Below are 12,834 nucleotides of genomic sequence, written 5' to 3' on the forward strand. Positions count from 1 at the left end.
AAATCTTTGCAAGCAAGCACTGAAATGTTAGTTATATAGAGACTTAAGCAAAGGATACTATTATGCAAATCTCAAGTTCACTGATCCCCCATTGGTCATCATTAATGATCCACGGTGCCATTGCCATCGTTTTTGGCTTATGTGGTTGGTTTGCCCCAGAAGCCTCATTAGCGATTCTGATGTTTATTTTCGCCGCTTACTTTTTTGTCGATGGTGCCATTAGAACTTGGTTAGCTATTGCTTCAAAAAATGAAAACCCACTTTGGTGGATGCTATTAGTGGGTGGTTTAATTTCAATTGCTGCTGCACTTGTAACCCTGTTTGCTCCCAACGTAACAGCTATCTTAATGCTGTACTTTATTGCCGCATGGGCCATTGCTATCGGAGTGATTGAAATATTGATTGCGAGTAAGCTACGCAAAGAGATCAGTAATGAATGGCTGTTAATTGGTAGCGGTATTATTTCGATTATCTTTGGTGGTTATCTGATATTTAACCCTGGCGCGGGCATAATCACCCTACTTTGGCTAGTTGCAACCTATGCCATCGTATTTGGCATAATGATGGTGTTGCTTGCTATGAAGCTAAAAAAACTCAATGAACGAGCATAAAAAAAAGCGGCTAAGCCGCTTTTTTTATTTTTGGTTATTACGCCTTGTTAAAGCAATCTCACCATCGATATGAATATCGCGCTGCGGGAATGCAATGGTAATGTTGTTTTCAGCAAATACTTTATAAATGCTAAAACGCAGCTCACTGCGCACTTGGCGAAGCGGTGCTTCTGATTCAGCACATACCCAGAAAATAGCGCTAAAAGTTAAAGAGCTATCAGCAAAGTCATCAAATAACACGGATGATGCTGGTGTTTTTAAAATGGCTGGGTGATCATCAAGAATTTGCTTCATCAGCTTCTCTACAAGCACCACGTCTGAACCATAAGCAACGCCAACATTCACAAATGAACGGGCATTACGGTCAATTAAGGTCCAGTTAGTTACTGTGTTTTCTAATAACTGGCTATTTGGTACCAGCATATGCACACCATCGTTACGGCGGATACGGGTTGAGCGAGTATTAATTGTCTCAACGACTCCTTTAGCTGTGCCCACTTCTAAAAAATCACCAATACGAATTGGTCGCTCCCACATTAAAATCCAACCACTAATGAAGTTATTGATAATGTTTTGTGCACCAAAACCAACACCAATCGCAATGGCACCAGAAACAAATGCAAACGCCGTTAGAGGAATATTGAGTACCTCTAGCGAGGTAAACACAAGCACTGCGATGGTCACAACAAGGTAAATACGGGTAAATAAGTGAACCGCGTCAGGGCCTAGGTTTTTTGCCAGTAATGCTTTTTTAATTAATCGACCAATCCAGGTAACCACAAACCACATTAAAAACAGCGCCAAAGGCACTTGAATTACTTTTAGTACAGTAATTTGCACATCATTGTAGGTGAACAATACAAACGATAATGCAGATTGCAGATCAACAAGGGTCATAAATTAACATTCCTAGTAAAAATCAGTTTGGTTCAGTTGTGACTAAGTTTAGCACGGCATAATAGGTGAAAACTTGGTAAATACTAAGTTCTTTATGCGCAATATGCGCTAATTATTAACTATTTTAGACTACAGCTGCTATATACATAGAGAGCTTGAGGTTTCACAGGCTTTGAATAGCACGAGGAGAACACAATGTCACAAATGACACTCACACAAAAACTTGCCACTTTACAACCCTTGGTTGATCTAAACTTATTTGAATCAAGTTTGGAGTACCGTAACCGCATCTTAAACTTACTTGCTGAGCAAGAACACTCACTGAATTTAATTAACAAAGAGTTTGGCAACGCTATGCCAGAAAGCTTTGGCTCAGAGAAAAAGTTTGTGTTGGGTTACAACTAATCTATGGTGACTTATTACCATCAAGATTTAAACTGGCAGCTAGTGCCACTTTTTACTTAAGTGAGCCATTAATAAACAATTGATGGCTTTTTACACACATTTATCCTCTCAATCACATTATTTGCGTTCAAATTCCCCAATCAAACGACAAACTTGATTGTTTCTAGCCAAAAATTTGGTAAGTTAGAAAAGATTTATCCACATTTTTGGAGCTCTCATGCGTAAGACCTTAGTAGCAACTACGATTGCTAGTGTGCTTTTATTATCTGCTTGTAGTTCACAACAAGCCGACACTCAAACTCAAGTTGAAACTGCCGCTGAAACACAAACAGCTAATGTTGAAAACGTTCTTTTCAAGCCAAGCCCTTTACAATACATGGCCCCTGAGTTTGATAAAATTTCGACCAAAGACTACGAGCCAGCGTTTGAAGCAGGCATCGCACAGCAAAAAGCTGAAATTGCAAAGATTGCAAACAACCCAGAACCAGCAACATTTGAAAATACCCTTGTTGCAATGGAGTTCTCTGGTGAGCTATTAGACCGCACATCTGCGGCATTTTTTAACTTATCAGGTTTAATCTCTGACAGTGAGTACCAACGTATCGCCGCGAAAATGGCGCCGATTATGTCAGCTCACACTGATGACATTTACCTAAACAAAGCTTTATTTGCTCGCGTACAAAGCATTTACGACAACAAAGCATCTTTAAATGCTGAAGATCAACGCCTTGTTGATTACTACTACAAAAAGTTCGTTAACGCGGGTGCAAAACTAACTGAAGCTGAAAAAGCAAAAATGCGTGAAATCAACGCAGAGCTTGCCAAGCTTTCAACTGAGTTTTCACAAAACATCTTAAAATCATTTAAAGAAGATGTGATTTTAGTTAAAGATAAAAGTGAATTAGCGGGTTTATCTGAAGGTGAAATTGCAAGCCTTGCAGCTGCTGCTAAAAAAGCAGGTAAAGAAGGTTACATGATCACATTGGTGAACACGACTCGCCAACCTATCTTACAAAGCCTTGAAAACCGCAAGCTTCGTGAAAAGATTTGGACAACTTCTTCAACGCGTGCACAAGCAACAAACAGCCCTATCATCATCAAAGAAACTAAGCTACGTGCAGAAAAAGCGGCATTACTTGGTTATAAAGATTGGGCTTCGTATGTAATGACTAACCGTATGGCGCAAACAACTGAAAATGTTTACGGCATCCTTGATGACTTAGCACCGAAAGCGGTTGCTAAAGCAGAAGCTGAAGCAGAGCAAATCCAACAAGTAATTAAAAAGTCAGGTGAAACGTTTGCGCTTCAACCTTGGGACTGGGCGTTTTACGCTGAGAAAGTTCGCCAAGAGAAGTACGACTTAGACCCTGCTTTAGTTAAGCCTTACTTTGAAATGCAGTCAGTGATCCACGACGGTTTATTCTTTGCGATGAATAAACTTTACGGCATTACCTTTAAAGAGCGTAAAGACTTACCGGTTTATCACGAAGACGTCATGGTGTTTGAAGTATTTAACGAAGACGGTAGCGCTATCGGTCTATTCTACATGGACCCTTACGCACGTGAAGGTAAACGTGGTGGTGCATGGATGAGTGCTTATGTTAGCCAAAGCGGCCTTAAAGACACTATGCCTGTGATCTACAACGCACAGAACATTCCTAAGCCAGCTGAAGGTCAACCTACACTTATGACTTTCTCTGAAGTAACGACTATGTTCCATGAGTTTGGTCACGCTGCACACGGTTTATTCTCTGATGTTAAATATCCAAGCTTAGCGGGTACAGCAACTGCTCGTGACTTCGTTGAATTCCCTTCACAAGCACATGAAGACTGGAATATTGAACCAACAGTACTTGCAAACTATGCCAAGCACTACAAAACAGGTGAACCAATTCCTAAAGCGCTTTTAAATAAAGTACTTGAATCACAAAAATTCAACCAAGGCTTTGATACAACTGAGTATTTAGCTGCGGCACTGCTTGATATGGAATGGCACTCATTTGGTGTTGATGCTGACATTACAGACGTTCAAAAGTTTGAACATGATGCATTAGACAAGCACGGTATTGCTTACTACCCAGTACCACCACGCTATAAGTCTTGCTACTTCAGCCACACCTTTGCCGGTGGTTACTCAGCGGGTTATTACGCTTACCTTTGGACTGAAGTATTCGCAGCAGATGCGTTTGCACACATGACCGAAGAAGGTGGTTTAACACGTGAAAACGGTGATAATTTCCGTAAAGAGATTTTATCTAAAGGTAACAGCCGCGACTTAATGCAAAGCTACATTGAGTTTCGTGGTCAAAAACCAACAACAGACGCACTATTAAAGCGTCGTGGTTTAGTTGAATAATCACCATGATGTTTAAAGTATGAGGGGTAACCCTCATACTTTTTAAGTATTAATTAAATTTTCACCCCGCTTTTACTCCTACCCACCTCAAAGCAATTGTCAGATAACTCGTTTTTGCTAACCTCAAAGAAAAACACGAGTTCACACATGAAAAACGCTTTACTTTTAGGACTTTGCTCAGCTTTAGCTGCATGTTCATCAACCCCAGATGAGCGCGCTGACATCGTGATAGAAAACGCCCAAATTATTGATATGCAAACTGGGGCTATCTCAGCAAAGCAATCTCTTGCCATTCGCGATGGAATTATCATCAAACGTAGCGATAAACCTTTAAGTAGCCACTATCAAAGCTCAACATTGATTGATGCCAAAGGTCAGTATGTCATGCCTGGTCTATGGGATATGCATGTCCACTTTGGTGGTGGTGATGAACTTATTGAAGAAAATAAACAGCTATTGCCACTGTATTTAGCCTACGGCGTAACAACTGTTCGTGATGCTGCGGCTGATTTGAGTGAATCTGTACTTAGCTGGCGAGAACAAGTAAAACAAGGTCAGTTAGTGGGCCCAACTATTTTCACCTCAGGCCCGAAATTAGAAGGTAAAGGGTCTATTTGGCCCGGTGATTTAGAAGTAGAAACGACTGAAGAAATGCATGCTGCAATGGATCTGTTAGACGGCATGAATGTTGATTTTATCAAAATTACCGACAGCGCATTAACTCCCGAGCTTTACCTAAAAGCCGTGCATGAGGTTAAAAAGCGTGGTTATCAAATTTCGGGGCATCTTCCATTTTCATTGTCTGTGACTGATGTATCCAAGGCGGGGCTTGATGCTATTGAGCATATGACCTATATGCTTAAAGCTGCGGCTAAAAACGAAGCAGATATTTCTGCAAAGGTTGCTTCAAAAGAGCTGAGTTATCGCACTGCGCTGCCTATTATCACCGCGCAGTTTGATGAACCAACAGCTATTGAGAAGTTTACGGTTCTTGCTAACAACGACACCGCCGTGGTGCCAACCTTGATTGGTGGCAAAATAACGGCTTACATTGATGAAGACAATCATCAAGACGATGCCTATTTAGATTTTTTAGGTAAAGGTTTAAAAGCAACTTATCAGTGGCGAGTTGATAGAGCTAACAAAGACACCCCTGCACAAATCAAACAGCGCAAAGAGCGTTTTATTAAAACCGCACAGTTACTCCCTATCGCCCAACAAGCAGGTGTGAGCATTATTGCAGGCACAGATGCTGGCTTTTTAAATTCGTATATTTATCCGGGGCTTTCTTTGCACCAAGAACTGAGTATTTTTACTGAATATGGCCTAACACCACTGCAAACGCTGCAAGCTGCGACACTTGCGGGGCCTAAATTTTTAAATAAACAACAGCAATACGGTGCCCTTACCGAAGGCAAAGTAGCCGATCTCATTTTGCTTTCAAAAAACCCGCTTATTGATATTCGTAATACACAAACGCTAAAGGGTGTTGTCTCGCACAGCACGTTTTACGATAGCAACGCACTCGAGCTATTAAAGCAACAAGCAAAAGCCTTTGTTGCCAGCCAACCCTAACCCCCCCATTGCCCATGACCGCGTATTATCCGTCATGGGCAATTTTAATTTTCAGCCATCTCATATACACTGCCCTTTTTTGCACATAACTCGAATAACATGACCTACTTATTTGCTGTAACCCTGCTTTGGGCCTTTTCGTTTAGTCTTATTGGTGTTTATTTAGCAGGCCAAGTAGATGCATGGTTTAGTGTCTTAATGCGCATCGGCTTGGCAACTTGCGTGTTTTTGCCCTTTTTGCACTGGCGTAAAACCCCTAAAGCGTTAGCCCTAAAGCTCATGGCAATAGGCGCAGTACAACTTGGTGTGATGTACAGCTTCTATTACCATTCGTTTTTGTACCTCAGTGTGCCCGAGGTACTGCTATTCACGGTAATGACGCCACTTTACATCACTTTGTTAAACGATTTGCTTGAAAAACGTTTTAATGCAAAGTTTTTATTCGCCGCAATGCTAGCTATTTTAGGCGCCGTTGCTATTCGCTATGAAGGCGTCGATGAAAACTATCTTATTGGTATGTTAATGGTTCAGGCTGCCAATATTTGCTTTGCTACCGGTCAAGTAACTTACAAACGTTTAATGCAAGATGAGCAACTCCCTCACTCTCGGGTGTTTGCTTGGTTCTTTATTGGCGCTTTAATTGTCGCACTGATTTGTTACGGCTTATTTGGTGATACCAGTAAGCTACCCACCACAACGACACAATGGGGCGTGTTAATTTACTTAGGCACGATTGCTTCAGGGCTTGGTTATTTCGCGTGGAATAAGGGCGCGACTATTGTCAATGTAGGTGCCTTGGCCGTAATGAATAACCTACTGATCCCAGCTGGGATCATCGTTAACATTGTGATTTGGAATCGTGATGCCGATATCATCAAGCTTGCTATCGGCGCAGCGATTATCTTATTAGCACTTATTATAAATCAGAAACTTAATAAAACTGCCACGGAGTCATGATAGGCTAAACTCTATTCGATTAGAGGGATGCTGTTATGCGCGCACTGGTTTTATGTTGTTTAGTTTTCGTTATTCAAGGCTGTAAGAATCTGCCTATGGATCAGGCAGTGCAAGTGGGTGCAAGGCCTTACTATTTAATCGACAAGATGATAGATGGGCCTTTAAAGCAGCAACTTGCTGCCTGCGGTAATGGCCCTTTTTACAAAACTGATTTTGTAATTGGTCATCGCGGTGCCCCTATGCAGTTTCCTGAGCACAGCAAAGAGTCATATTTAGCCGCTGCAAGAATGGGCGCAGGCGTACTTGAATGTGACGTCGCCTTTACTAAAGACAAACAACTCGTGTGTCGCCATTCACAGTGTGATTTACACACCACTACCAACATTTTAGCGATTCCTGAGCTCGCTGCAAAATGCAGCCAACCTTTTACCCCGGCCAAAGACGGCCAACCAGCTCAGGCTAAATGCTGCACCAGCGATATCACCCAAGCTGAGTTTTTAACCTTAAAAGCTAAAATGGATGGTGCCAATCCAAATGCCAAAACGGTTGCAGAATACATGCAAGGCACACCAAGCTGGCGCACTGACTTATACGCAAACAGTGGCACCGTAATGACCCACCAGCAAAGCATTGAGTTATTCAAATCACTGGGTGTAAAAATGACACCCGAACTAAAAAGCCCAGAAGTTAGCATGCCATTTAACGGTTTTAGCCAGCAAGATTATGCGCAAAAAATGCTTGATGAGTACCGAGCTTTAGGTGTGAATAGCCAAGATGTTTATCCGCAATCATTTAATCTTGAAGATGTGAAGTATTGGCTAAACAATCACCCTGAATTTGCAAACAACAGTATTTATCTTGATGGCCGAGATGAGCAAGCAGACTTTGATGCCATGGATGAAACAACTTGGCAGCCATCAATGCAGGCTCTATATAACGATGGAGTACGCATTATCGCACCGCCAATATGGATGCTTTTGAGCCTTGATGAGTCAGGTGCAATCGTGCCTTCCCTTTATGCTATTAAAGCTAAACAAGCTGGACTGAACATCATTACTTGGAGTTTAGAGCGCTCTGGTCCATTAAATAATGGCGGTGGTTATTATTACCAGTCGATTGCCCGTGTAATTAAACAAGATGGGCAAATGATGAAAGTGGTAGACGTCCTTGCTAAGCAAGTGGGTGTGATGGCTATTTTCTCTGACTGGCCTGCTACTCTTACCTATTACGCAAGCTGTATGCAGTATCCTGCCTCAGAGAGTTAACTGAGCATCAATAAATTTCAAGGGCTTTTACTCGTCCAAAAGGTGGGGCTGAGGTATTATTAGCTAAACCGTTTTTTACAAGGATAAACATGATTATTCAGCACCATAGCCACGACATAGCGACCAACACAGGTGTAATGCGCACCAGTATTTATCGTCCTGTAGAAGAAGGTAAATACCCGTGTATTATCTTCTATTCTGAGATTTTCCAAGAAACAGCACCAATTGCACGCTCTGCGGCAATACTTGCTGGTCATGGTTTTGTCGTGTTAGTGCCAGAAGTTTTTCATGAGTTAAATCCTATTGGGACAGTACTTGCCTATGATGATGCTGGTAAAGACAAAGGCAATGCCGACAAATGGGCAAAACCGCTTGAGAGCCATGACTCAGATACTGACGCCTTAATTGCATTTGCACGTCAGCAAGATTACTGCACAGGAAATGTAGGTGCGATGGGCGTATGTATTGGTGGTCACCTTGCATACCGTGCTGCATTAAACCCAAGTATCAAAGCCGCTTTTTGTTTATACGCGACAGATATACACAGCGATACTTTACCAGCACAAGCAGGTAATAACTCATTTGAGCGCATGGCAGATATTAAAGGTGAGATCCACTTTGTTTGGGGTAAACAAGACCCACATGTACCAAAAGAAGGCCGCCTTAAAATTTACCAACAAGCGGTGGCAACAGGCATTAATTACCAGTGGCAAGAAGTGAATGCCCAACATGCGTTTATGCGCGACGAAGGCGACCGATACGACCCAGTTCTTGCCATCAGCATGTATCAACAAGCAGTCGCTTTATTTAATCGCACACTTGTTTAAATCGTCATAGTGGCTACTTGATTAGTAAAATAATCCTTCAAGTAATCAAGTAAAACCCGCAGCTTTTTACTTCCCGCCGCCCCTGGCGGGAAAACGCCATAAAGTTCAATATCAGCAGTTTTGTAATCATCTAAGATTGTGCGTAACAATCCTGCTTTGATCCTTGGCAATGCATCATAAACTGGGATTTTCGCTAAGCCATGCCCAGCTTCTACAAAGGCAGTTCGTGCAGCAGCGTTGTTGGTACTTATGCCACCACTAACTGCCACCTCAAAGCGGCGTTTATCTTTTTCGAGCGTGACAACAGCACTACTTGGTTGATACACCACCCATGTATGCTTCGCTAAATCGGCGATGCTCTTTGGTATAGGGTATTTTGTAAAGTAATCGACTGAGCCACATAAGCAAGTAGCCATACTTGCAAGTTTAGAGGCTTGTAAGCTTGAGCTTTCAAGGGCCACGCCTCTAATCGCTAAGTCGTAGCCTTCTTTGATGATATCAACCACATCATCACTAAGCTGTAAATCAATATCAATTTTCGGATACAAACGCTTAAACTGAGCCAGTGCCGGTACCACAAGTTGCAAGCCTACATTCACCGGGCAACTCAATTTAATAACCCCAACCGGTTCACTCTTTAAGTTTTCAAGGTGTAAGTTAGCAGCCTCAGCGTGCTCGGTGATAGCCTGACAACGTTCATAATAAGCCATACCTGCTTCGGTGAGGGTCATGGTACGCGTTGAGCGGTTAAGCAAGGTAAGCTTTAGTTGCTGTTCTAATTTCTTTAAGTGATAACTAACAACAGCCCTTGATAAACCAAGTTGCTGAGCTGCTTTAGTTAAGCTGCCTTGCTGCACAATGTGGGCAAACACCACCATGCTTTTTAATTGCTCAAACGATACTTTCATACAAACTCCTAATCTAACCTGAATAATTGTATCAATTATTAAACCAATGAAGTCAAATTTATCTGCGTTGTTTAACTCTATTTTCACCCCTATAGTGTTATCAACGATGTTTAATACACAAAAAGGGATTCACTATGTCAGCTAAGAAAATTTTAATGGTACTCACTTCACACGATGAGCTTGGCGATACAGGCCATAAAACAGGCTTTTGGGTTGAAGAATTTGCGGCGCCCTACTACGCCTTTATTGATGCTGGTGTAGAAGTAACTTTAGCCTCTGTTAAAGGTGGCCAACCTCCGGTTGATCCAAACAGTGCAGCCCCTGATGCAGCAACCGATGCCACAAAACGTTTTGAGCAAGACAGTGCGGCAAAAACTTTAATGGCTAACACTAAACCTCTGGCTGAAGTTAAAGCCGATGATTTTGATGCGGTATTTTACCCTGGTGGCCATGGTCCGCTATGGGACTTAGTTGATAACCAAGATTCAATTAGCTTAATTGAGCAATTTATTAATTCAGAGAAGCCAGTGGGTGCAGTATGTCACGCCAGTGCAGTATTACTGAATGCGAAAAATGCAGCTGGTAAATCTGTGGTATTTGATAAAAAAGTAACCGGCTTTAGTAATTCAGAAGAAGATGCCGTACAACTTACCAATGTTGTGCCATTACTTGTTGAAGATGAGCTAATCAAACAAGGTGGTCAGTATCAAAAAACCGATGATTGGGGCGAGCTTGCGATTGAAGATGGCCTACTAATCACAGGGCAAAACCCTGCAAGTTCAGAGCTTGCTGCGAAAAAACTATTAACCAAATTAGGTTAAAATAAGTCAACATGCCCTAGACCTTTAGTAAACACCTTGCATATCAAGGTGTTTACCTTCACTTTTAATAAGTTATACTCATTCGGTCACATTGATTTAAGAGCTTCTCATCATGACTGAAAAAAAAGCTGTCAAAATTCCTCCTATTAGTAGTAAGCGATTCGCAATTTTAGGCATTATGCTGGTGTGCTTGGTACTGCAAATAATTAATACCCTACCCGGCATAAACTTAAACGGCTTAGGTATTTTGCCAAGACAAATGTCTGGTTTATCGGGGGTGTTTTTTGCGCCATTTTTACATGGTGGCTGGGCACACCTTTTTAGTAACCTAGTGCCATTTGCGATTCTCGGCTGGCTAGTTTGCCAATTTAGCGTAAAACGCTTTTGGCTGGTGTTTGCAGGCACAGCGCTCATTGGTGGGTTATTAGTATGGCTATTTGGCCGCAGCAATATTCATGTAGGACTAAGTGGTGTTATCTACGGTTTATGGGGCTACTTAATTAGCTACGGCATTATGCACCGCTCATTCAAAGCCATTTTAATCAGTATTGCGGTTGTTGTGTTATACAGCGGCCTGATTTGGGGTGTCTTCCCGCAGCGCATTCATATTTCATTCGAAAGCCATTTATTCGGCGCAATTAGCGGCGCATTCATCGGCTATATTATGGCAAAGCGTGATAAGCAAAAGAGCCCTAGGCTTTAAACTGAAAGCTGAAAGCTGAAAGCTGAAAGCTGAAAGCTGAAAGCTGAAAGCTATAAGCTTCTAGTCTCTTAACTTCATTGTCACCATCACAACGCCATGGTCGGTACTTTGATCATCATAGGCAAACTGGGGGTTGATCAAGTGCTGATCATAGGTGTGATAATCAACCACCTCAAAAAAGCTACCCTGAAACCCGGCATCAAACTCACGTGATAACAAAATATAATCAAATACTGAGCTGCTACTGCCAAAATAGTGGGTGGCTTCTCTGTCGTTCTCGGTGACAACATGGCGCTGATAGAGTTGCCAACTATCTTGTAGTTTAAACTCTGAACGAGATGGGCTATTTTGCCTATGACCGCTAAAACGAAGGTGGTCAGCGATTAAATGGTTAAGCACGCCATCGTGTAACTCATTATTAAAGTCCCCCATCACAATCACAAGGTTATTGGTGTGCGCTCTGCGCTTAATGATTTCTACGAGTAACAGCGCTGCTTCACTGCCACGCTGCATGCTTGATGCCCAGCGTCCAAGAACTTGCGATTTTAACTGCATAACTAAGTTTTGCTGTTCGCTTTGGCTTTCATCCTCTTGGTGATGGAGCATGCTGCGCTTAGATTTAAAGTGCACTACATAGCAATCGACGTGTCCTAAGTGAGGTACTTCAAGTGTCGCGCGAATAATACTGCGGCTAAAGTTAAAATTATCGCTCAAGCCCATCGCTAAAATATCATCTTGCTCTGCCTCAACCTGACTGACAGCAACAATTTTATAGCGTGAGGCAATAGCCACAACCGGATCGCGATAAATAAAGTCATCAATCACCGTTGGCTCATCAACGACTGCAAAATAGGGGTAACCCTCTGCGTTAACTTGTTGTTTTAGCTCATTGATACTGAACACTTCTTGAAAGCCAATGATATCTGGCTGCTGATTTTTAAGGTAATCGGCCAACCAGCGCTGCTTTTTGGCCCACTGCTCAGCGCTATAAATGCGCTGAAAATCATAAAATGCGTCAGGTGGCGCTAAATAATTATATAAATTAAACGTCGCCACCTTTAATTGACTGTTTTCTATCACTTAACTCCTTATTCGTGTAACCACTCAGTGGCAATAATCGGGTCTTCAAAGTATTTCACTTCGCCACTGATAAACCAGTTACCCACTTTGCTTGCCACTTGTTGCCAGTTTTTGTTACCAAGCACAGCTATACGGCAAAACTCTTTGTTATGTTTAAGGCCTAACTTAAAATCATCCCACGCCGCTTGTAACTCCCAGCCTTCTAACTCAGTAATATCAACATAGGCTCTTATTTTTGCACTCGGAACTGCCGCTACAGCATTATCTATAAGAGGAGTGAGAGTTTTATAATCCTCGTGGGTAAGCTTTCCGACTACTTTAATTGTGAGATAAAAAGTCGTGCCAGTTCGCTCAAGGCCAATGGCTAAACCATGCTTTTTCATGTCATCCTCCTTGTTATTCATAATTAATAACTGTACTTCCCTTGCT

13 protein-coding genes are annotated in these 12,834 nt (G+C 42.1%); 9 read left to right on the forward strand and 4 right to left on the reverse strand.

Going from position 1 to position 12,834, the window contains the following annotated elements; genetic code table 11:
• The first annotated feature begins 62 nt into the window (after positions 1 to 62).
• The gene (locus J8Z28_RS12285) at positions 63 to 611 is read left to right on the forward strand and encodes an HdeD family acid-resistance protein (protein ID WP_054561955.1); all 549 of its coding nucleotides are present in this window, start codon (positions 63 to 65) and stop codon (positions 609 to 611) included.
• Positions 612 to 635: 24 nt separating this feature from the next.
• On the opposite strand, the gene J8Z28_RS12290 is transcribed toward J8Z28_RS12285, so the two are convergent.
• Positions 636 to 1,508 carry a mechanosensitive ion channel family protein gene (locus J8Z28_RS12290; RefSeq protein WP_054561956.1) on the reverse strand — a complete coding sequence of 291 codons (873 nt, stop codon included), beginning with the start codon at positions 1,506 to 1,508 and terminating at the stop codon, positions 636 to 638.
• 195 nt (positions 1,509 to 1,703) lie between these two features.
• Here J8Z28_RS12290 and J8Z28_RS12295 point away from each other — a divergent pair, with 195 nt between their 5' ends.
• The 6 genes from J8Z28_RS12295 (at position 1,704) to J8Z28_RS12320 (ending at position 8,893) form a co-directional block, all read left to right on the forward strand.
• Positions 1,704 to 1,913 carry a hypothetical protein gene (locus J8Z28_RS12295; protein ID WP_054561957.1) on the forward strand — a complete coding sequence of 70 codons (210 nt, stop codon included), beginning with the start codon at positions 1,704 to 1,706 and terminating at the stop codon, positions 1,911 to 1,913.
• A 217-nt stretch (positions 1,914 to 2,130) separates the two neighbouring features.
• The gene (locus J8Z28_RS12300; RefSeq protein WP_130166967.1) at positions 2,131 to 4,269 is read left to right on the forward strand and encodes a M3 family metallopeptidase; all 2,139 of its coding nucleotides are present in this window, start codon (positions 2,131 to 2,133) and stop codon (positions 4,267 to 4,269) included.
• Between the two features lie 147 nt (positions 4,270 to 4,416).
• The gene (locus J8Z28_RS12305; RefSeq protein WP_250659516.1) at positions 4,417 to 5,844 is read left to right on the forward strand and encodes an amidohydrolase family protein; all 1,428 of its coding nucleotides are present in this window, start codon (positions 4,417 to 4,419) and stop codon (positions 5,842 to 5,844) included.
• A gap of 99 nt (positions 5,845 to 5,943) precedes the next feature.
• Positions 5,944 to 6,801: a carboxylate/amino acid/amine transporter gene (locus tag J8Z28_RS12310; RefSeq protein ID WP_054561959.1), complete on the forward strand. Its 858-nt coding sequence runs from the start codon at positions 5,944 to 5,946 to the stop codon at positions 6,799 to 6,801.
• 95 nt (positions 6,802 to 6,896) lie between these two features.
• On the forward strand, positions 6,897 to 8,066 hold the full coding sequence (locus tag J8Z28_RS12315) for a glycerophosphodiester phosphodiesterase family protein (RefSeq protein WP_250660396.1): 1,170 nt from the start codon (positions 6,897 to 6,899) through the stop codon (positions 8,064 to 8,066).
• 89 nt (positions 8,067 to 8,155) lie between these two features.
• On the forward strand, positions 8,156 to 8,893 hold the full coding sequence (locus J8Z28_RS12320; protein ID WP_250659517.1) for a dienelactone hydrolase family protein: 738 nt from the start codon (positions 8,156 to 8,158) through the stop codon (positions 8,891 to 8,893).
• Here the strand turns inward: J8Z28_RS12320 and J8Z28_RS12325 are convergent.
• The gene (locus tag J8Z28_RS12325; RefSeq protein WP_250659518.1) at positions 8,890 to 9,801 is read right to left on the reverse strand and encodes a LysR family transcriptional regulator; all 912 of its coding nucleotides are present in this window, start codon (positions 9,799 to 9,801) and stop codon (positions 8,890 to 8,892) included. The genes J8Z28_RS12320 and J8Z28_RS12325 overlap by 4 nt on opposite strands.
• Before the next feature lie 134 nt (positions 9,802 to 9,935).
• On the opposite strand from J8Z28_RS12325, the gene J8Z28_RS12330 reads away from it, so the two are divergent.
• Together J8Z28_RS12330 and J8Z28_RS12335 are read left to right on the forward strand one after the other, a co-directional pair.
• The gene (locus J8Z28_RS12330; protein ID WP_054561963.1) at positions 9,936 to 10,622 is read left to right on the forward strand and encodes a type 1 glutamine amidotransferase domain-containing protein; all 687 of its coding nucleotides are present in this window, start codon (positions 9,936 to 9,938) and stop codon (positions 10,620 to 10,622) included.
• A 112-nt stretch (positions 10,623 to 10,734) separates the two neighbouring features.
• Positions 10,735 to 11,325 (forward strand): rhomboid family intramembrane serine protease, encoded by a 591-nt coding sequence (locus J8Z28_RS12335; RefSeq protein WP_250659519.1) that lies wholly within the window; start codon positions 10,735 to 10,737, stop codon positions 11,323 to 11,325.
• Positions 11,326 to 11,385: 60 nt separating this feature from the next.
• Here the strand turns inward: J8Z28_RS12335 and J8Z28_RS12340 are convergent, their stop codons facing one another.
• The gene (locus tag J8Z28_RS12340; RefSeq protein ID WP_250659520.1) at positions 11,386 to 12,405 is read right to left on the reverse strand and encodes an endonuclease/exonuclease/phosphatase family protein; all 1,020 of its coding nucleotides are present in this window, start codon (positions 12,403 to 12,405) and stop codon (positions 11,386 to 11,388) included.
• An 8-nt stretch (positions 12,406 to 12,413) separates the two neighbouring features.
• Entirely contained in the window at positions 12,414 to 12,788 is a 375-nt protein-coding gene (locus tag J8Z28_RS12345) for a SpoIIAA family protein (protein ID WP_058585519.1), read from the reverse strand.
• Positions 12,789 to 12,834: the final 46 nt, after the last annotated feature.

Source organism: Pseudoalteromonas sp. SCSIO 43088, assembly GCF_023650795.1.
Taxonomy (GTDB): Bacteria; Pseudomonadota; Gammaproteobacteria; order Enterobacterales; family Alteromonadaceae; genus Pseudoalteromonas; species Pseudoalteromonas shioyasakiensis.